The sequence below is a fragment of the Streptomyces sp. TS71-3 genome (assembly GCF_018327685.1).
In the GTDB taxonomy this organism is placed as follows: domain Bacteria; phylum Actinomycetota; class Actinomycetes; order Streptomycetales; family Streptomycetaceae; genus Streptomyces.
This window is the reverse complement of the sequence record NZ_BNEL01000001.1, coordinates 1,431,623-1,453,036: the sequence shown is the minus strand read 5'-3', so window position 1 is coordinate 1,453,036 and position 21,414 is coordinate 1,431,623. Positions and strand designations below refer to the sequence as shown.

At 73.1% G+C, this 21,414-nt stretch carries 10 protein-coding genes; 5 read left to right on the top strand and 5 right to left on the bottom strand.

The window, feature by feature from the left end; all coding sequences use genetic code 11:
* Positions 1-139: 139 nt before the first annotated feature.
* Positions 140-1,612 (bottom strand): NAD-dependent succinate-semialdehyde dehydrogenase, encoded by a 1,473-nt coding sequence (locus tag Sm713_RS06015; protein WP_374195960.1) that lies wholly within the window; start codon positions 1,610-1,612, stop codon positions 140-142.
* 283 nt (positions 1,613-1,895) lie between these two features.
* On the opposite strand from Sm713_RS06015, the gene Sm713_RS06010 reads away from it, so the two are divergent.
* Positions 1,896-3,164 (top strand): aspartate aminotransferase family protein, encoded by a 1,269-nt coding sequence (locus Sm713_RS06010; protein WP_212908615.1) that lies wholly within the window; start codon positions 1,896-1,898, stop codon positions 3,162-3,164.
* Positions 3,165-3,437: 273 nt separating this feature from the next.
* Here Sm713_RS06010 and Sm713_RS06005 read toward each other — a convergent pair whose 3' ends face one another.
* On the bottom strand, positions 3,438-4,343 hold the full coding sequence (locus Sm713_RS06005) for a LysR family transcriptional regulator (RefSeq protein ID WP_212908614.1): 906 nt from the start codon (positions 4,341-4,343) through the stop codon (positions 3,438-3,440).
* Positions 4,344-5,069: 726 nt separating this feature from the next.
* Between Sm713_RS06005 and Sm713_RS06000 the strand changes: the two genes are divergently transcribed.
* From Sm713_RS06000 to Sm713_RS05985, 4 genes are all read left to right on the top strand, one after another.
* The gene (locus tag Sm713_RS06000) at positions 5,070-5,921 is read left to right on the top strand and encodes an aspartate/glutamate racemase family protein (protein WP_212908613.1); all 852 of its coding nucleotides are present in this window, start codon (positions 5,070-5,072) and stop codon (positions 5,919-5,921) included.
* Positions 5,922-6,424: 503 nt separating this feature from the next.
* On the top strand, positions 6,425-6,631 hold the full coding sequence (locus tag Sm713_RS05995) for a type A2 lantipeptide (protein WP_212908612.1): 207 nt from the start codon (positions 6,425-6,427) through the stop codon (positions 6,629-6,631).
* Positions 6,632-6,831: 200 nt separating this feature from the next.
* Positions 6,832-7,743: a hypothetical protein gene (locus Sm713_RS05990; RefSeq protein ID WP_212908611.1), complete on the top strand. Its 912-nt coding sequence runs from the start codon at positions 6,832-6,834 to the stop codon at positions 7,741-7,743.
* A 146-nt stretch (positions 7,744-7,889) separates the two neighbouring features.
* A complete protein-coding gene (locus Sm713_RS05985) occupies positions 7,890-8,594 on the top strand; it encodes a hypothetical protein (RefSeq protein WP_212908610.1) in 705 nt (234 codons plus the stop codon).
* Positions 8,595-8,699: 105 nt separating this feature from the next.
* On the opposite strand, the gene fabD is transcribed toward Sm713_RS05985, so the two are convergent.
* The 3 genes from fabD to Sm713_RS40165 form a co-directional block, all read right to left on the bottom strand.
* Positions 8,700-10,223: an ACP S-malonyltransferase gene (gene fabD, locus Sm713_RS05980; RefSeq protein ID WP_249416128.1), complete on the bottom strand. Its 1,524-nt coding sequence runs from the start codon at positions 10,221-10,223 to the stop codon at positions 8,700-8,702.
* Positions 10,223-11,329 (bottom strand): ketoacyl-ACP synthase III family protein, encoded by a 1,107-nt coding sequence (locus Sm713_RS05975; RefSeq protein WP_249416127.1) that lies wholly within the window; start codon positions 11,327-11,329, stop codon positions 10,223-10,225. Before Sm713_RS05975 ends, fabD begins: the two co-directional genes overlap by 1 nt.
* A gap of 114 nt (positions 11,330-11,443) precedes the next feature.
* Positions 11,444-21,400: a type I polyketide synthase gene (locus Sm713_RS40165; RefSeq protein WP_249416126.1), complete on the bottom strand. Its 9,957-nt coding sequence runs from the start codon at positions 21,398-21,400 to the stop codon at positions 11,444-11,446.
* Positions 21,401-21,414 lie beyond the last annotated feature (14 nt).

Sequence of the window (21,414 nt, the reverse complement as noted above, 5' to 3'; positions counted from 1 at the left end):
GGGACTCCCGGCTCCACCGGGACCGGTCAGGAGCGGGACTGTTCCTCCACCGATACCGATACCGATCCCGATCAGAACCGGTACCGATCAACAGCGATAGATACCGGTCCGGAGCGGCACCGATCAGAAGCAGGACCGCTCAGGAGAACGGCATCGCCAGGTACCGGGTCTCGAGGAACTCCTCGATGCCCGCACGGCCGCCCTCGCGGCCGAGCCCCGACTGCTTGACGCCGCCGAACGGGGCCGCCGGGTTGGAGACGACGCCCTTGTTGAGGCCGATCATGCCGGTGTCCAGCGCCTCGGCGATCCTGAAGGCCCGCCTCAGGTTCTCCGTGAAGAGGTACGACACCAGCCCGTACGGCGTGGCGTTGGCGGCCGCGATGACCTCGTTCTCGTCGCTGAAGGGGATGACGGGCGCCACGGGCCCGAAGATCTCCTCGTGCAGCAGGTCGGCGCCGGTGGGGACGTCGACGAGCACGGTGGGGGCGTAGAAGTAGCCGTCGCCCGCGCCGGGCTCCGCGCCGGTCAGCGCCTTGGCGCCGCCGTCCAGTGCCTGGCCGACGAGCTGGCGCACCTTGCCGCGGCCGTCCTCGTCGATCAGCGGGCCGACGTCGACGCCCGGCTCGGTGCCGCGGCCGACGGTCAGGCCGCCCATGCGCTGCGCGAGCCGCCTGGCGAACTCGCCGGACACGCTCTCGTGCACGTAGAGGCGGTTGGCGGCGGTGCAGGCCTCGCCGATGTTGCGCATCTTGGCCTGCATGGCGCCCTCGACGGCGGCGTCGAGGTCGGCGTCCTCGCAGACGATGAACGGGGCGTTGCCGCCGAGCTCCATCGACACCCGCAGCACTTCCTGCGCGCTCTGGGCGATCAGCAGCCGGCCGACCGCCGTGGAGCCGGTGAAGGAGACCTTGCGCACCCGGCCGTCCCGCATCAGCGGCTCGACCACGTCGCCGGGGCGGCTGCTCGTGATGACGTTGAGCACGCCGTCGGGCAGGCCGGCCTCGGCCATGATCCCCGCGAGCGCCAGCATCGACAGCGGCGTCTGCTCGGCCGGCTTGACGATCATGGTGCATCCGGCGGCGACCGCGGGGCCGATCTTCCGGGTGCCCATGGCGAGCGGGAAGTTCCACGGCGTGATCAGCAGGGCGGGGCCGACCGGACGGCGCATGACCAGCAGCCGGTCCTTGCCGTCCGGGGAGACCGCGTAGCCGCCGTCGATGCGCACGGCCTCCTCCGCGAACCAGCGGAAGAACTCGGCGGCGTACGCCACCTCGCCGCGCGCCTCCGCCAGCGGCTTGCCCATCTCCAGGGTCATCAGCAGGGCGAGGTCGTCGAGCCGCTCGTGGATCAGCTCGTACGCCCGGCGCAGGATCTCGCCGCGCTCCCGCGGCGGGTGGGCGGCCCAGGACTCCTGGGCGGCGTGGGCGGCGGCCAGCGCGTCGAGGGCGTCCTCGGCCCCGGCGTCGGCCACCGTGCGCAGCGGCTTGGCGACGGAGGGGTCCTCGACCTCGAAGACGGCTCCGGACGCCGCGGGGCGCCAGCCGCCCGCGATGAAGAGACCGGTGGGGACGGCGTCCACCACCGCCCGCTCGTGTTCGGCCTGTGTGGTCACTGCGTACCCCCAAGTGCTTCCCGGATGGACCCCTGCCCCGTCCGCGCGCACCGGCGCCCCGGGAAATCCGGGCACGCGGGTCTCTTGGCGTTCAGGTCGGTGGGGGTCATGGACAACGAGCCTCGTCCATGCTTGCATGAATGTAGGTTGTTGACAATCCTACGATTAACAATCTCCCCGCACGTGCCGTGACCGGGTGACACCCGCCACGGTCACCAGCATGCCCGCCCGTGCCCGCAGTCCCCCACGGTGCCGACCGTGGCCCACCGAGAAGGAGCCGACCATGAGCCAGCTCTCCCCCGCCCTCAAGCAGGCCACCCCCGTGCTCGCCGCCCGGGCCGAGGGCGTCTACGTGTACGACGAGGACGGCCGCACCCACCTGGACTTCACCGCCGGCATCGGCGTCACCAGCACGGGCCACTGCCACCCCCGGGTGGTGGAGGCCGCCCAGCGCCAGGTGGCGACGCTGGTGCACGGCCAGTACACGACCGTCATGCACCGCCCGCTGCTCACGCTCACCGAGCGGCTCGGCGACGTGCTGCCCGAGGGCCTGGACTCGCTGTTCTACGTGAACTCCGGCAGCGAGGCCGTGGAGGCCGCCATGCGCCTGGCCAAGCAGGCCACCGCCCGGCCGAACATCGTCGTCTTCCAGGGCTCGTTCCACGGTCGCACCATCGGCGCGGCGTCGCTGACCACCTCGGCGACGAAGTTCCGCTCGGGGTACGGCCCGCTGATGCCCGGGGTCGCCATCGCGCCGTTCCCCAACGCCTTCCACTACGGCTGGGACGAGGCGACGGCCACCGAGTTCGCGCTCCGCGAGCTGGACCAGCTCCTGGCCACCGTCACCGCCCCGGCCGACACCGCCGCGTTCATCGTCGAGCCGGTGCTCGGCGAGGGCGGCTACGTGCCCGCCAACACGGCGTTCCTGCGCGGCCTGCGGGAGCGCGCGGACCGGCACGGCATCCTGCTGATCATCGACGAGGTGCAGACCGGCTTCGGCCGCACCGGCCGGTTCTGGGGCCACGACCACTTCGACGGCCGCCCCGACATCGTGGTGACCGCGAAGGGCCTGGCCAGCGGCTTCCCGCTGTCCGCCATCGCCGCGCCCACCCACCTCATGGAGAAGGCGTGGCCGGGCTCGCAGGGCGGCACGTACGGCGGCAACGCGGTCGCGTGCGCGGCGGCGATCGCCACCCTCGACGTGATCCAGGACGAGAAGCTGGTGGAGAACTCCGCCGAGCGGGGCACCGAGCTCTTCGCCGGGCTGCGCGAGGTCGCGTCCCGGTACGCGCCGGACGGCGCCAAGGGCATCGGCGACGTGCGCGGCCTCGGGCTGATGGCGGGCACCGAGTTCGTGACGGCGGACGGCCGTCCGGACGGCGAGACCGCCGCCCAGGTCCAGGCGGCCGCGGGCCGGCGCGGCCTGCTGCTGCTCACCTGCGGCGCCCAGGGCCAGGTCGTCCGCATGATCCCGCCGCTGGTGGTCACCGCGGACCAGGTCCGCGGGGGCCTCGGGATCTGGACCGAGGCGGTGGCCGACGTCCTCGGCTGACAGAACGGCACGGTCCCCCGCGCCTCGGAAGGGGCGCGGGGAACTGCGCGACCGGCCACGACGAATCGGCAGCCGAAGGCGCACCCCAAGGGGCACAACCCACTAGCCCACCGCAGGTGAACAGGGCGCGAAGCGCACCAAAAAAGGGGCGCGGGGCTGTGTTCTGGGGGTACCTCCCACGCCCTTGAGGCAGTGGGGGAGGCTCCGCCGCGTGGGCGCAACGGGCCGCAACCCACGGCACCCGAACCGGCCACCCGCGCCCCCACCGGGGCGCTACCCCTGACGCGCCGCCCTCCGCAGCGCCAGGACGAGCGCGTTGACGACCGGGTCCGCCCCGCCACCCGCCCGCGTGGCTATGGAGACCGTGCGGGTCAGGCTCAGGTTCTCCACCGGACGCAGCGTCACGTCCGCGGCCAGTTGCTCCACGACGAGCCGCGGCACGAGCGAGACGCCGAGCCCCGACTGCACGAGCGCGAGCACCACCGAGTAGTCGTCGCTGATGTAGTCGAGCCGCGGCCGGAATCCCGCGCTCTCGCAGGCCCGTTCCAGCACCGTGCGCAGCGAGTCGTCGCGGCGCGGGGCGATCCAGCGCTCGTCGCGCAACGCCTCCAGGCTGTACGGCCCTTCGGCCCCGGCCCGCGGATGGGTGCGCGGCAGGGCGAGCATGACGGGCTCCTGGAGCATGGGCTCCAGTTCGACGCCGGAGTGCGGCAGCCGGGGCAGCAGGTTGTACTCGTACACCAGGGCGATGTCGAGGCGGCGCATCCGCAGGTCCACCAGGCTCGGGCCCGGCTCCTGCTCGCTGAGTACCACGTTGAGGTCGGGATGGTAGGCCTGGCAGGCGGCGATGGCCGGCGCCGCCAACGCGCTCGCGGCACTGGGGAACGCGGCGAGCCGCAGCGTGCCCTGCACCTTGTGGGCGAGCGCGGAGACCTCCGCGCGGGCCCGCTCCAGCTGGGTCAGGATGATCTCGGCGTGGGTCACCAGCACCTGCGCCGCGTCCGTCAGCAGCAGCCGGCGTCCGTCGCGGATGAACAGGGGGGTGCGGGCCTCCCGTTCGAGCAGCGCCAGTTGCTGCGAGACCGCCGACGGAGTGAGTGCGCAGGCCTGCGCGGCGGCGGCGACGGTGCCGTGCGCGGCAAGCTCTCTGAGGAGCCTGAGCCGTCGTACTTCAAACATGTAGGAACACTAACGGCGGCTGCAAATAAATCTTGCTGGTCATCGAGCGGTCACGGACCGCACACTGACGCTCGTGACGACCGAAACAGTGGCGGCCTTCCCTGCCACGACGGCCACGGGGCGCCCTGGCGTCCCCGAGTACGAGAGCACAGTCGGGGCCCCGCCGGCAGCGGCACGGCACACCGCCGGCCCGCTTCCGGCGGCACCCGCGACGCCCCGCACAGCCGCCGCCACCGACGAGGGACGCCGGATGCCGAACCGGACGTCACGAGAGCTCCGTCTGACCCGCTCCCGAACCTGAGCCGCGGGCGGCGGGCCCGGATCCGGAACCCGCGCCACGCCCGCGGCGGTCCCGTACCGCACCCGGCACGCCGGTGAGCACCCCACGATCCTCGTGAGCGCACAGGTCCGGCCGGAAAACTGACGTGCCGTCAGGTACCAGCGGCCCGCCAGTCGCACACCCCTGAATGTCTCCCGCACGTCCCCGCACGTCCCCGCACTCCGCGTGTGTCACCTCGCACGCCCCTGCACGTCCCTACGCACGTCCCGCACGCCATCGCGTACGCCATCGGCATGCCTCCGCATGTCTCCGCGCACGTCCTGCACGCCACTCCGCGCGCCCCCACGCACGCCCTACACGCCACCCCGCACGCCCACGCACGGCGCCGCGCACGCCCTCGCACAACACCACACACGTCAGATCCACTGTCCCGATGAGGAGTTCCCTTGGACATCACCTTTCTCGGCGGTCCCGCTCCGCAGCGCGGCGTGGGGGTCATCGCGCCGTTCGACTTCGCGCTGGACCGTGAGCTGTGGCGCTGGGTGCCGGACGACGTCTCGCTGCACGTGGCGCGCACGCCGTACGTGCCCGTCGAGGTCTCGCCCGGCATGGCCAGGCTCGTCAGCGAGCACGAGACCCTGCGCAACGCGACGCTCGCGCTGAGCGCGGTGGGACCCGAGGCGCTCACCTACGCGTGCACCTCAGGGAGCTTCATCGACGGCATCGCCGGCGAGCGGGCCATGTGCCAGGCGATGCGGGAGGTCGTACCGGTTCCCGCGACCACCACCTCGGGCGCGCTGCTCGAAGCGCTGGCGGAGTTCGACATCCGCAGGGTCGCGGTCATCACGCCCTACACGAAGTCGCTGACGGACGCGTTGGAGCTGTACCTGGCCGAGGGCGGCGTCACGGTGACCGGGCGCGAGTACCTGGGCCTGACCGGGGAGATCTGGCGCGTGCGGTACCAGGAGGTGCTGGACATGGCGCGCGGCGGCGTCGCCGACGGGGCGGACGCGCTCTTCATCAGCTGCACCAACCTGCCCACGTACGACGTGATCCCGCAGCTGGAGGCGGAGTTGCGGATGCCGGTGCTCTCCGCGAACCAGGTGACGGTGTGGGCAGCGCTGCGCAGCATCGGCGCCCCCGCCGTCGGCCCGTACCAGGCCCTGCTCGACCCGGCGGCCCGCTCGACGCTGGGCGTCCACCCCGCCGCACCGTCCGCCCAGCAGCCGGCGACCTTCGCAAACGCGGCGGAAGAGGTCTTCCGCGAGGGCGAGGGATCCGACACCCCCATCGTGTGAAGGCCCCCCGTCCCGCGCCCGAACACCCCGCCCACCTCGCGGAACGGCCCCGCGTTACCACGGCCGCCGGCTGCCCGGCGGCCATCCGGCGGTCATGCATTTCCCCATGGAATCTTCACATAGACCGATGAGAGCCGGGCGCGACCCGTATTTTGTTCGATACGCAGGGTGTTCGGCCCGAAACTCGAATGCGAGATCGACCGCACGTGACGGTTTCGATCAATGTTGTGAACATATGAAGACCAGCGCTCCTCACCCCGTCCGCTTCCTTTTTGCAAAGCAACCTTCGCATGGTGTTTGAACTCCCGTTCGGATGCCGAGCAGAGATGCCTCGTGCTTAGATCCTCTGCGTACCCGCAAGACCGGATCACGGCCACCCACCGTCCCGGGTACTCCGCTGCGGCGCCCCGCCTGGTCAGGCGTCGCCGCAGTTAACGAGCAAACCGTCCCCATTCCGGCAGCGGCCGCGTCCCGGGAACCTCAGCGAAGGGAAGTTCCATCCCATGGCCTCCAACATCGCCACCCAGCAGATCTCCGACGCCGACCTGGACTCCGTCTCCGGCGGTCTCGGCGACAGCCTGACCAACGTGGCCGCCGACGTGACCGGCCTCGCCTCCCTCAACGGCCCGGTCGCGAAGGTCGTGAACAACGTGGCCCCGAGCATCGACGTCAACGCCTCCGGTGTCTCCGGCCTCATCGGCAACGCCTGACAAGGCTGCGCCACCCCTTGCGTGCCCCGGTCTCGCCAGCGAGGCCGGGGCATCCGCGTTCCCGGCGCAGTCGGTGACGGCGTCCGGGGCCCCGGTCCGCGGCATCCGCGCTCCGGACGGCGATCGCCGCGAAAGACCAGCTCACATGGGGTGCGAGCGGATCCCATGCGGGTGGCTTCGTCCTGTGTTGTACTGATCGGGTGAAGCGCAAGCACACGCTGACGTCGTTCCCGGGCGCTGCGCGGTCTGGCGACGCGGCTTCCGATGCCGAGCGGGCCGAGCGGGCCGGCGCGGAGCGCAGCAGGGTCCGTCTCATGATCGAGATCACCGCCCGGGCCGGTGCGTACCGCAAGGGCCTCGTGGCGGCGGTCAACCGCCTCAGCCCCGAGGAAGCGGTGATCCTCGCCGACCTGGAGCGCAACGGCCTCCAGGTCCCCCAGCTGCACGACGTGCTGTGCGGCGGCCACGTGCTGGTGGACGATCCGCAGCTGTACGAGGACTGGCGGTTCGCCAAGGGCAGCCGGCCGCGCCTGTCCAGCCACCACCGCGACATCGACAAGGCGGTCTATCCCGACATCGGGATGCACGGCCACGTGGTGCGGGAGAAGCTGCACGGGCGCACGGCGCAGGGCACCTGGGTGCAGCTGGAGAAGACGCCCGCCGCGTTCGGCGCGCGCAAGCTGCCGACCCTGAACGACCTCCGGCATCTCAAGGACTACGTGGTGTACCGGGTCACCCACAGCAACGTCGGCCCCTGGGGGCTGTCGCGGATGACGGAGCGCCACCCGATGTACCTGTCGCCGGTCCTGGCCATGCCCACGTCCCTGACGCCTCCGGTCGCGCGGTCGCTGACCCGGGCGCTGCGCCGGATCGAGGAGGACGACGACGTCACGTCCGTCTCCCAGGACCTGGCGTCCCGCTTCCCTCCCCCGGACCGTACGGACATGGCCGGCGAGCTGGGCCACTCGCTGACCGGCAGGTCCGGGCGGGGACTCTTCGGCAACTCCGAGGTGTGGGTCACCCAGGCGCCGTCGCCCAGCGCCGCCGAGGTGCTGCGGGAGCGGCCGGAACCGCATGCGATGGGCATCGGGCCGGAAGGAGGGTCGGCATGAGCGACGAGCGACGCGACGAAGGAGGAGGCGAGGGACGCGACGGAGGACGAGGCGAAGGAGGCGCTGGGGGACGAGGCGAGGGAGGCGCTGGGGGACGCGCTGAGGAGCGCAACCCGCGTCCGCCGATGCCGCCGGAGGCGGGCGACGTGTCCGTCCCCGAGGGGCTGGTCTCCGCCGTTCTCCACCTGGTGGACACCGGACCGGTCCTGCTCGGTGCGTACACCATCGCCGAACTGACCGCCGTGGACGCGGTCGTGGACTTCCTGGAGGCCCGGCCCTCCGACGAGGTGCTCGCCGAGGCCGTCCGCTCCCTCGCCGCACGCCAGCTCCTCCTGGCGGGCTCCACGGCCGAGCAGGTCCAGGTGCGGGGGGACCTGGGCATCGCCGTGGCGTTCCAGCGGCGGGCCCGGATGGTGCTGGACGCCCGCACGACCGGGACGGAACCGGGCGAGCCATGGCGGATGCTCCTGCTCCCCCAGCCCGAGCGGATCTGCCTGATGGTCCGCATCGACGCCCTCGGCGTCCACCAGCTGGGCCTGTACACGTTCGACGAGTCCCTGCGAATGCTCACCGACTGGCTGCCCCGGGGCCCGTCGGCCGACGGCGACGCGGCCACGGACGTCAACGCGATGCTCGCCGAGTCGGAGCGCTCCGCGCTGATCACCGTCACCCGCTACACCGCGGAGGGTTCGGCCGAGATCGTCGACACCAGCACCGACCTGGTCCTCGCCCGCCGCGACGGGCGGCTGCACTTCCTCTCCCGCGACCCGCGGGACCGGGAGAGGCTGGTACCGAGCAGCGAGGAGCCCAAGGACGGCGTGCGCGAACGGCTCGTCGAGCTGCTGGCGTAGGGGCCCGCCCTCCGCGCGCACAGGGGCCCTTCATGCGTGCGTGCAGGAGCCCATCATGCGTGCGTGGAGGGGCGCCTCCGCTCACCGGGAGGGGGCGGCGCCCGCTCACCGGCGGGCGGCTCCCCCGGCGCGGATGGTCGCGATGGCCCTCTCGACGCTGAGCGTGCCGTTCGCGCAGTCGCGCAGGACGGCCAGCACGCGCTCATCACGGTACTCGCGCCACGGCGGGGCCTCGTCCGGTTCGGTGGGCTTCCGCTCGGTGTGCTCCTGTTCCCGTTCCCGCGGCTCGGTGTGCTCCGGTTCGGTGTGCTCCGGTTCGGTTTCCCGCGGCCCGGTTCGCGGCGGCTCGGCGCCCTTCCGCTCGGTCCCCTGCCGCGCGGTCTCCGTCGGCCGGATCTCCCTCGGCGCCGCCGCATCGGCCTCGGTCCCCGCCCCGCCCCGCTCGGCCAGCAAGTAGTCGGCGAGGGCGGAGCACGTCCGGTGCGCGTAGATCCTGTCCGGCTTGAAGGGGATGCCGAACACCTCCTGGACCTTGCGGGCCAGCCGCACGTACACGATGGAGTCCAGGCCGAGCCGCCGGAACGACTCGTCGTCGGCGAAGCCGAGTGCCGCGTCGCCGATCTCGGGGTGGAGGATCTCGCGCTTGATGCGGGCGATCAGTTCCCGGCGTGCTGCGTCCCCGGCGTCCAGCTCGTCGGCCCCCGCGCCCCGCGCGACGTTCACCGTCGTGGCCGGAGCCTCGCCCCGTGCCTCCTGTTCGTCGCCGGCGTGCTGCTCCTCCGCCGTGATCTTCTCGATGAGGGAGGTCAGGACCCTGCCCGAGCCGATCTCCACGAAATCCGAGACGCCGGCCTCCCGCATGTACCGCACACAAGCCGCCCATCGGACGGGCCGTGTGATCTGGTCGGCGAGCGCTTCCCGGACGGCCCCCGCGCCTGACCCGAAGGGCCTGCCCGTCACGTTGGAGACGACGGGCGTGCCGAGTTCGCCGAAGTCGACCGAGTCCAGGAACCCGCGGAACTCATCGGCGGCGCTCTCCATGCGCGGCGAGTGGAAGGCCCCGCTGACCCGGAGCGGGACGAACCCCCGTACTCCCTCCATGCGCTCGAAGACGGGTCTGATCCGCTCCAGTTCGTCCTTGCCGCCGGACAGCACGAACTGCCGGGGCGCGTTGTGGTTGGCGATGACGACCCCGGTGGCGCCGTGCGCGCGCAGGGCCTCCTCGATGGCGGTCTCGGACAGGCCGACCACCGCGGCCATGCCGCCGCCGTCCGCCTTCCCCATCAGCTCCGCACGGCGCTTCACCACCGCGAGGCCGGTCGCGAAGTCGAAGGCGCCCGCGGTGAGGAGGGCGCTGTACTCGCCGAGGCTGTGACCGGCCAGGTAGTCCGCGGGCGGCAGGCCCTGACGGCGTGCGGTCAGGTAGTGGAGGGCGTTGACGACGTATATCGCGGGCTGGGCGTACTCGGTCCGGTTCAGCAGCCGCTCGGGGTTCTCCAGGCACAGGGTCGTGACCGCGTACCCGAGCACGTCGTCGGCCTCGCGGCACAAATCCGGGAACTCCTCGAACAGGCCCTTGCCCATGCCCCTCTTCTGCGACCCCTGGCCGGGAAAGACGTAGGCGCGCATCAGCTGTCCTCGGGCCGCGGCCGGGACCGCTCCGGCGGGCAGCCCGCCGCCCACGAGGGACGTTCGAGGATCCGCACCACGGCGCAGGTCCAGGTGAAGCCGGCGCCGACGCCCATCATCAGGCAGTGGTCCCCGGGGTTCAGCGCGCCGGTCTCCATCAGGTGGCCGAGCCCGGATATCTGGTCGCCGGCGCCGAGGTGGCCGACGGTGCGCCCCCAGGACCAGGTGGTGCGGGCCTCGTCGATGTCGAGCCCGCGGAGGTACTCCCGCTGGAGCACGACGCGCCCGGAGTGCGGCAGGGCGAAACGGGTGACGTCGAGGAGCCCGATGCCGGCGTCGGCGAGCGCCGTGTCGACGCAGTTCTTCAGGCCGGCCCTGAACCGGCGCGTGAACTCGTCGAGTTCGACGTCGCCGAGGTACTGGAGCTTGCGCGAGCGCAGGTCGACCGGCGTGCTGGGATCGCTGTACGGGGCGAAGGGCTGGTCTCCGCGGTGCAGGCGTTCGAGGGTCGGGTCCGAGACCGTGGAGGTGCTGAGCACCCGCGCGAATCCGGACGTCCCGCTGAGGACCATCGCCGTCGCGCCGTCGCCGGGCACGATGCCGATGTCGCAGTTCCACCGGTCGATCACGGGCAGGCAGCACTTGTCCGCGGTGGTCACCAGCGCGGCCGAGTGCCCGCTCTCCCCCGCGAGGTAGCGGGCGGCGACGTCCAGCGAGGTCATGCCGCCGTTGGAGGCGTGCTTGACCTCGAAGGCGAGCGCCGAGTGGGCGCCCAGCGCGGCCCGGTGGATGTAGGAGGCCGTCGAGTAGAGTTCGAGTCCCTGGAAGTAGACGCTGGCGTGCAGGATCAGCGAGATGTCCGCGGGGCGGTGGCCGGAGCGCTCCAGCGCGCTGCGGGCCGCGCTGACGGCCATGTCGGGCGGTGTCTCGTCCGTGGCCTCGCAGACGGACTCCAGCTGGGTGTCCTCGGCCTCCTCGGGGTCGTACCGGCCGTCGGCGACGGCCTGCTCGACCTTGGTCGCCTGCGGCAGGTAGGTCCCGATGCCCGCGATGTACAGTCCCCCGGTCTTCACTGCGTACTCCTTCTCGTCGTGTGACGCGTTCATCGTGCGGCTCCACCGCGGAGCCATCGTGTGATCCGCCTTGGAGCCATCTCGCGACTTCTCTGCGTAGTCATGGTGCGGCTCCCCTCGGAGTCATGGTGTGACGCCGCCGCGGAGTCATGGTGTGACGCCGCCGCGGAGCAGCAGTTCGGCGATGGCGTGGGCGGTCGGATGGTCGAACACCAAGGTGGCCGGCAGGGTGGTCCCCGCACGCTTGGAGAGCCGGTTGCGCAATTCGATCATGGTGAGCGAGTCGATCCCGAGGGAGCGCAGGGCCTTGTCCGGCGGCACGGCGCCGGGCCCGGGGAGGCCGAGTACGGCCGCCGCCTCGCCGCGGACGACGTCCACCAGCGCGGCGAGCCGGTCGGCTTCTGACAGCTCGGCGGCGCCTTCGTTCAGCGCGGCCTGGCCCTCGGCGGCACCGGTCCGGTGCGTGGTCCCGGGTGGCGGCACCAGCGCGCGCAGCAGGGCGGGCGGTTCGGCGTCGCCGAGCGCGTGTCGCAGCGCCGCGAGTTCGAGGTGGACGGGCACGAGGCAGGGCTCGGGCCGCGCCAGCGCCGCGTCGAGGGCGCGCAACCCTTCGTCGGCGGTCAGCGTGCCGATGCCCTGGCGCCGCAGCCGGCCCAGTTCGGCCCTGCCCAGGTGCGCGGTCATGCCCACGCCGGCCTGCTCCCAGAGGCCGAAGGCGAGGCTGGTGCCGGGGAGGCCGCGCTTGCGCCTGCGGGCGGCCAGCGCGTCCAGGGCGGCGTTCGCGGCGGCGTAACCGCTCTGGCCCGCCGTGCCCAGCGTGCCCGCCACCGAGGAGAAGAGCACGAACGCGGCCAGGTCGAGCCGCTCGGTCAGCTCGTCGAGATGGAGCGCGCCGCGCACCTTGGGCGCCATCACCCGGCGCAGGCGCTCCCCGGTGAAGCCCTGCACGAGGCCGTCGTCCAGCACGCCGGCGAGGTGGAACACGGCCGTCAGCGGGTGCGCGGGGTCCACCTCGTGCTCCAGCAGCGCGGCGGCCTCGGCCCGCTCCGCCACGTCGCACGCCACCACGCGCACCTGCTCGGCGCCCGCGGCTTCCAGCTCCCGTACGAGTTCTCCGGCGGCGGGGGTGCCGGGGCCGCGCCGTGACGACAGGAGGAGCCGCCGGGCGCCGTGTGCGCGGACGAGGTGCGCGGCGAGGGCCCGGCCGAGTTCGCCCGTTCCGCCGGTGATCAGCACGGTGCCGTCCGGGTCGAGGGCCCGCGGCATGGTGACCACCAGCTTGCCCACGTGCCGCGCCTGCTGCATGTGGCGCAGGGCGTGCGGTGCGTGGCGCACGTCGTAGGCCGCGAGGGGCAGCGGGGCGAGCGCACCGCGGGCGAGCAGGTCGGCCAGTTCGGACAGCAGGGCCGTGATGCGCGCGGGCGCGATGTCGGTCGTCACGTCGAACGCGCGGTAGTCCACGCCGGGGTGGTCCGCGGCCACCTTGGCGGGCGTTCGGAGGTCTGTCTTGCCCATCTCCAGGTAGCGCCCGCCGCGGGGCAGCAGCCGCAGCGACGCGTCGGTGAACTCGCCGGCCACGGCGCCCAGCACCACGTCCATGCCCTGACCGCCGGTCGCGCGGAGCCACGTGGCCTCGAAGCCGGTGTCGCGCGAGGAGCGGATGTGGTCGTCGTCGAGGCCGAGCGCGCGCAGCGCCGGCCACTTGCCCGGGCCGGCGGTGGCGAACACCTCCGCGCCGCGCAGCCGCGCGAGCCGCACCGCCGCCATGCCGACGCCGCCGGCCGCCGCGTGCACGAGCACCCGTTCGCCCGGCGCCAGGGCCGCGAGGTCGTCGAGGGCGTGGAGCGCGGTGACGAAGGCCACGGGGATGGTCGCGGCCTCCGCGAACGTGAGGGTGTCGGGGATGCGCACCAGCCTGGCCGCGCCGGTCCGCGCCTCGTCCCCGAACGTGCCCATGGCCAGGCCCATGACCCGGTCGCCCGGGCGCACGTGCGCGACGCCGGCTCCGGTCTCGCGGACGATCCCGGCGCATTCGAGGCCCAGCCGGGGCGCGGGCACCACGTCGAGGGCGTTGAGCACGTCACGGAAGTTCACACCGGCCGCGCGCACCTCGACGCGCACCTCGCCGGGCCCCAACGGGTCGTCCTCGCCGTCGGAGGGCAGGACGGCGAAGGAGTCGAGCTGCCCGCGCTTCTCGACGTCCAGGTGCCAGCCGCCGCGGCCCGGCAGGGTCAGCGCCTCGTCCCGGGCGCCCAGCGGCCTGACCCGTGGCACGAACGCCGCGTCGCCGCGCAGGACCCACTCGGTCTCGCCGGGTGTCCCGAGCACCCGGGCGAGCAGCGCGGGGGCGGGCGTGCCGGAGTCCAGGTCCACCAGCCGCAGGACACGCTCCGGTTGCTCGGTGCGGGCGGAGCGCACCAGGCCCCAGAGGGCGGCGTGGTGCCAGTCGGACACCTCGTCGTCGGGGTTCGAGGCCACGGCGTGGCGGGTGAGCCAGGTCAGCTCCGTGTCGCGGAGCCGGGGGTCGGCGAGCCAGCGTTGCAGCGATCGGAGGGCGTCGGTAGCGGTCTGCTCGGCGGTGGTCGGCTCGGGAGTGGCCCGGTCGGGAGCGGTCCGGTCGGTGGTGGTCCGGTCGGTGGTGGTCCGGTCGGGAGCGGTCCGGTCGGTCTTGGTGTGCTCGGTCGTGGTGTGCTCGGCGGTGGTGTGCTCGGTGGCGGGCTGCTCGGCGTCTTGCGCATGTGCCGGTGCGGACGCGGGGGGCGCGATCACTATTCGCTCGGGCGTGTCCGCGCCGGTGTCGAGCGCGGCGAGGAGAGCGTCCATGTCGGCCACGACGTCGGCGCCGAGGGCATGTCCCAGCGCGGCGTCACCGAGCACCACGGTGCCGTTGAGCGCGACGGGATCGCCGGGCACCGGCGGTTCGCCGAGCCCAGAGGCGTCCTCGGCGGAGGCGTCCTCGGCGGAGGCGTCCTCGGTGAGGGGTGCGGCTTCGAAGTCGACGCGGTAGAGGTGTTCGAGGTGCGTGTGCGGGCCGGGACCGCCGCCGTGCTGCAACTGGAGCCCGCCCACCCGGGCGACCGGTGTGCCCGCCGGGTCGGCCAGCCACAGCGTGGCGCGCGTGCCGCCGGTGTCGTCGCCGCGTCGGACCTCGGCGCGCACCCTGAGTTCGGTGCGGCCGGTGCGGTACAGCTCGACGTCGGACCAGATGAACGGCAGGGGCGGCCCGGGGTCCGGGCTCGCTTCCGGCAGGCCGGCCACGATGACGTGCAACGCCGCGTCGAGCAGGGCCGGGTGCAGGCCGTAGTCCGCCGGACCGAGCGGTTCCGGCAGTCGCACGTGCCCGTAGAGGACGTCGTCCCGGCGTCGCAGTTCCCGAAGGCCCTGGAACGCGGGGCCGTAGGCGAGCCCGTCAGCCCGCGAGGGCGAGTAGAGGTCGCCGAGCCCGGCGGCCTCCGTACCCGGGACCGGCCAGTTCCGGAGGTCCTCGAAGGGTGCGTCAGCGGCCGCACCAGTGTCGTTCGTGAGCTCGCCGGTGACGTGGTGTCGCCAGGCCGACGGCTCTGTGGTGTCTTCCGGCTGGCTGTAGAGGGCGAACGGGCGCCGTCCGTTCGCGTCGGGGTCTCCGACGGTGGCTTGCAGCCGGAGCGCTGAGTCCTCGGCCAGCACGAGCGGTTCGAGGAGCGTCAGTTCGCCGACACCGCCGGCGCCCACCGCGCGCGCCGCCGACAGGGCCACGTCGAGCAGGCCCGCGCCCGGCACCAGGATGTCGCCCGAGACGACGTGGTCGGCCAGCCACGGATGCTCGTCCAGCGATATCCGGCCGGCGAACAGGTACCCGGGCTGCCCCGCGAGCGTCGTCATCGCACCGAGCCACGGGTGCCCGGCGGGCAGCTGGCCCGCCGCCGCCGTGGCGATGCGGGGTTTCGGTTCGTCGATCCAGTGGCGCCGGCGACGGAAGGCGTACGTGGGCACGTCCACCCGGTGGGCGCCCCGGCCGGCCAGCACCTGGTCCCACGCCACGGGATATCCCCGCACGTGCAGTTCGCCGAGCGACCGCCACAGCTCGTCGACCCCGCCGCGATCACGCCGCAGGCTGCCGACCACGACCCCCGGGATGCCGCCGTCCCCCGCCCGGGGGCCCTCATCACCCGGTTCGGCGCAGGCGTCCGCGAGGGCCACTCCGAGCACCGGATGCGGACCCACCTCGACGAACACGCCATACCCGTCGGCACGCAACCGAGCCAACGCACGGTCGAACCGCACCGGCTCCCGCAGATTCCGGCACCAGTAATCAGCACCCAGCTCCGAGCCCGCCAGCACCTCCCCCGTCACACTCGAATAGAACGCGATGTCCCCCGCACGAGGAGCAACCCCCGCCAACTCCTCGCGCAGTCCCGGCAACAGCGCATCCATGTGCGCGCTGTGCGAGGCGTAATCCACGGACACCCTCTGGCAGAACGCACCCGTCCCCTGCATCTCCGCCAGGAAACGGTCCACCGCCTCCTCGTCCCCCGACACCACCGTCGACCGCCGCGTGTTCACCACCGCAACCGACAACGAACCCCCAACCGACGCCCCAGACGAACCCCCAACCGAAGCCCCGGACAAAGCCCCGGACGAAGCCCCAAACGAGGCAATCCGCTCCCGCACCTCCTCAACCGGACGCTCCACCAACCCCATCGCCCCACGCACCGCACGCTCCCGCACCGCACGAGAACGCAACGCCACCACCCGCGCCCCGTCCCCCACGCTCAACGCACCACACACCACCGCCGCAGCCACCTCACCCTGCGAGTGACCCACCACCCCCGACGGCACCACACCCCACCCACGCCACACCGCGGCCAACCCCACATACACCGCGAACAACGCCGGCTGCACCACATCGACCCGAGTCAGCAACGCCGCGTCGTCGTCCAACCCGCCCCGCAGCAGCGCCAGCACCGACCACCCCGTATGCGGGACCAGCGCCGCGTCGCACTCCTCGACCGCCCGCCGGAACACCTCACTCTGCTCCAGCAGCACCCGCCCCATCCCCAGCCACTGACCACCCTGACCAGGAAAGACGAACACCACACGCCCACACCCACCCACCGAACCCGCAACCACCCCACCCCGGCCACGCCCCTCGGCAAGCGCACCCAACCCCTCAACCGCCTCACCCACCGAACCCGCCACCACCACACCCCGGACACCGAAATGCGTACGGCTTCCGGCGGCGGTGTAAGCGATGTCGCGCAGGGACGCGGGGGACCGTCCGGCGAGCCAGCCGGCCCACCGCCTGGCCTGCGCGCGCAGTGCGGGTTCGTCGTCGCCCGAGATCAGCAGCGGATAGGCGAGCGGTTCCGGGGCCGTCGCCGGCGGTTCGCCGGGCTTGCCGGTCGCCTCGGCCGCGGCACGGGCGGCGGGGGCTTCTTCGAGGACGACGTGGGCGTTGGTTCCGCTCATGCCGAACGAGCTGACGCCGGCGCGCCGCACGCGTCGCGTCCGGGGCCACGGCCTGGAGTGCCGGAGGAGTTCGAGTGCGCTGTCCTCCCACGGGACGTGGCTGCTCGGCGTCCCCGCGTGCAGGGTCTCCGGCAGCCGTTCGTGCGCGAGGGCCAGCACCATCTTCATCACGCCGATGACGCCGGCGGCGGCCTGCGCGTGGCCGAGGTTGGACTTGGAGGAGCCGAGGTAGAGGGGCTGCTCGCGTCCGGAGAACACCTCGCTCAGGGCGCCCGCCTCGATGGGGTCGCCGAGCACCGTGCCGGTACCGTGCGCCTCCACCGCGTCGATGTCGGCCGGGGCCAGCCGCGCGTCGGCGAGGGCGTCCCGCACCACGCGCTGCTGGGCGAGGCCGTTCGGTGCGGTGAGGCCCTGGCTGAGCCCGTCCTGGTTGATCGCCGTGCCCCGCACCACGGCCAGTACCCGGTCCCCGTCGCGCTCGGCCGCGGAGAGGCGCTTGAGCACCAGGACGCCGGCGCCCTCGGACCAGCTCGTGCCGTCGGCGTCGTCGGAGAAGCTCTTGCAGCGCCCGTCGGGCGCGAGCCCCTTCAGCCGGGCGAACTCGACGAACATCTGCGGGGTGCTCATCACCGTCACCCCGCCCGCGAGCGCGAGGTCGCACTCGCCGCGGCGGATCGCCGCACACGCCAGGTGGAGTGCCACCAGGGAGGAGCTGCACGCGGTGTCGACCGTGAGTGCCGGGCCTTCGAGTCCCAGGGTGTAGGCCACGCGGCCCGAGATGACGCTGGAGGCGTTGCCGGTGAGCTGGTGGCCGTCGATGGCGTCGACGTCCCAGCGGCGTGCGACGTCGTAGTCCGAGGACATGGCACCGAGGTAGACGCCCGTGGTGCTCCCGGCGAGGCTCTCGGGCCGGATGTGGGCGCGTTCGAGCGCTTCCCAGACGACTTCGAGAACGAGCCGTTGCTGCGGATCCATCGAGCGCGCCTGACGCGGGCTGAGGCCGAAGAAGGACGCGTCGAAGAGCTCGGCGTCGCGCAGGAATCCGCCCTGGCGTCTGAAGGGCTTGCCCTCCGCTTCGAGTTCCGTGTCGCGCAGGGAGCCGAGGTCCCAGCGGTCCCAGCGCGCCGGGAACGGGCCGATGGCCTCGCGGCCTTCGGCGAGCAGGTCCCAGAAGGCCTCCGGCGTGTCGATCCCGTCCGGGAGCCGGCACCCCATGGCGACGATGGCGATGGGAACGTCGCCATGGGGCTTCGGTGGGGCGGCGGCCGGGACGGCCGGGAGCGGAACGGCGGCGTCGGGCCCTGCGGCCGCCCGTTCCAGCAGCAGGCCCGCGATGGCCCGCGGTGTCGGGCGGTCGAAGGCGAGCGCCGCGGGCAACGCCACCCGGGTCCGCGCGACCAGCCGGTTGCGCAACTCGACCAGGGTCAGGGAGTCGAAGCCCTGGTCGCGCAGCACCTTGTCGGGACGCACGGTCCCCGCCGGCAGCCCCAGGGCTGCCGCGGCCTCCCGCTCGACGAGTCCGACCAGCCACGGCAGGCGTTCGGGCTCGGTGAGCGCCGTCATCTCGTCGCGCCACGAACGGCCATCGGACTCGGACGCGGACACGGACATGGGCGCGGGCTCGTCGTGCTGGTCGATCCAGTGGCGCCGGCGTTGGAAGGCGTAGGTGGGCAGGTCGACCTTGCGGGCGCCGCGCCCGGCCGGCACCCGGTCCCACGGCACCGGGTACCCCTGCACGTGCAGCTCGCCCAGCGACCGCAGCAGCTGGTCGATCCCACCGCGGTCACGCCGCAGGCTGCCCACGACGACGCCGCGCGCCTCGGGGTCCGGTGCGCGGTCACCCGTCTCCGAGCCGCCGGATTCTCCCGGGGACTCAGCCGGTTCGGCGCAGGCGTCCGCGAGGGCCACTCCGAGTACCGGGTGCGGACCCACCTCGACGAACACGCCGTACCCGTCGGCACGCAACCGCGCCAACGCACGGTCGAACCGCACCGGCTCCCGCAGATTCCGGCACCAGTAATCAGCACCCAGCTCCGAGCCCGCCAGCACCTCCCCCGTCACACTCGAATAGAACGCGATGTCCCCCGCACGAGGAGCAACCCCCGCCAACTCCTCGCGCAGTCCCGGCAACAGCGCATCCATATGCGCACTGTGCGAGGCGTAATCCACGGACACCCTCTGGCAGAACGCACCCGTCCCCTGCATCTCCGCCAGGAAACGGTCCACCGCCTCCTCGTCCCCCGACACCACCGTCGACCGCCGCGTGTTCACCACCGCAACCGACAACGAACCCCCAACCGACGCCCCAGACGAACCCCCAACCGAAGCCCCGGACAAAGCCCCGGACGAAGCCCCAAACGAGGCAATCCGCTCCCGCACCTCCTCAACCGGACGCTCCACCAACCCCATCGCCCCACGCACCGCACGCTCCCGCACCGCACGAGAACGCAACGCCACCACCCGCGCGCCATCCGCCACGCTCAACGCACCACACACCACCGCCGCAGCCACCTCACCCTGCGAGTGACCCACCACCCCCGACGGCACCACACCCCACCCACGCCACACCGCGGCCAACCCCACATACACCGCGAACAACGCCGGCTGCACCACATCGACCCGGTCCAACGGCAACCCGCCGTCCGCGGGCAGGTCACCGGCCGCGACGCCGCCCGTCGTCAGGCCGTCGATCTCCGTGTCGCCCCGCAGCAGCGCCACGACGGACCACCCTGTGTGGGGCGCCAGCGCCGCGTCGCACTCCTCGACCGCCCGCCGGAACACCTCACTCTGCTCCAGCAACGCCCGCCCCATCCCCAGCCACTGACCACCCTGACCAGGAAAGACGAACACCACACGCCCACACCCACCCACCGAACCCGCAACCACCCCACCCCGGCCACGCCCCTCGGCAAGCGCACCCAACCCCTCAACCGCCTCACCCACCGAACCCGCCACCACCACACCCCGGACACCGAAATGGGTACGGGTGGTCGCGAGCGAGTACGCGATGTCGGCCAGGTCGCCGTCCTGCGCGCCCCGGAGGTGGTCGGCCAGCCGGGTGGCGTTCCCCGCCAGCGCTCGTTCGGTCGTGCCGGACACCACGAGGCAGGCGGGCTCCTCGGGTGCCTTCCGGGGATCGGGTACGGCCCTCGTCGTGGTGGGCGCTTGGAGCGGTGGCGCCTGGCCGAGGGCGACGTGGGCGTTGGTTCCGCCGAAGCCGAAGCTGCTCACGCCCGCGAACCGGGGCCCGCTCGGCCAGGGCTCCGGTGCGGTGACGACCTCCAGCCCGTTGGCGGCGAAGTCGATGCGCGGGTTGGGCGCCCGGAAGTGGAGGCTGGGCGGGATCATCCCGTGGTGCACGCAGAGCGCGGCCTTGATGAGGCCGAGGATGCCGGCGGCGGACTCCAGGTGGCCGAAGTTCGTCTTGGCCGAGCCGATGCGGAGCGGTGCGGAGCGCCCGTGCCCGAAGACGGTGCCGAGCGCGCCGGCCTCGGTCACGTCGCCCAGGGGCGTACCCGTGCCGTGCGCCTCGGCGTAGGCCGCGCGGCCCGGCGGGATGCCGGCGTCCCGCCAGGCCGCCCGCACCACCTCCACCTGCGCGTCCGGGCTGGGTGCGGTCAGGCCCTCCGACGCGCCGTCGTTGTTGACGGCGCTGCCGTGGATCACCGCGTAGACGCGGTCCCCGTCGGCCAGGGCGTCGGAGAGCCGGCGCAGCACGACGACGCCGCAGCCCTCGCCGCGCACGTAACCGTTGCCGCCGGCGTCGAAGGCCCGGCACCGGCCGTCCGGGCTCTGCGTGCCGAGCTGGGTCATCGCCACCGAGGTGTGCGGGTGGAGCATCAGGTTGACGCCCCCGGCGAGCGCGACGTCCGACTCCCCCGACCGCAGGCTCTGCACCGCCAGGTGCACCGCCACCAGCGACGAGCTCGACGCCGTCGCCACGGTCATCGCGGGACCGCGCAGCCCGAGCGCGTAGGCGATGCGCGCGGAGATCACCGAGTTGTCCCACCCGGTGGCCGAATGCGTCCGGATCGCCTCGGCGTCGCCGCCGGTGAGCAGCGGGTACTCCTGCCACATCGCGCCGAGGAACACGCCGGTACGGGAACCGGCGAGGCTCGCCGGCGCCCTTCGCGCGTCCTCGACGGCCGAGCAGGCGACCTCCAGCGCGAACCGCTGCTGGGGGTCCATCTGCCGGGCCTCGGCCGGCGAGATGCCGAAGAACTCCGCGTCGAAACCGGCCACGTCGTCGAGGAAGCCGCCCCAGCGGCTCGCCATCCTGCCGGGTCCGGGTGCCTGCGGGTCGGCGGCGACCCACTCCGCGGCGTTCCACCGGTCGGCCGGCACCTCGCGGACGGCGTCCACCCCGTCGATGAGGGCCCGCCACAGCTCACCCGGCGTCTCCAGCCGTGCGGGCAGCCGGCAGCCGATGCCGACGACGGCGATGGGACGGCGGTTCGTGTGGTCGGGGGCGTGGGCCGGGTCGGGGGTGCCCGCCGGAACGGGAGCGCTGGCCGGATCAGGGCTGCCCGCCGGATCGGGCGCGCTGGCCGGGTCGGAACCGCCCGCCCGACCGGAACCGCCCGCCCGACCGGAACCGTTCGCCGGGCCGGAACCGTTCGCCGGGCCGCCGCCGTGCGTCGAGATGCCGTGGATCATGGAACCCCTGTCCG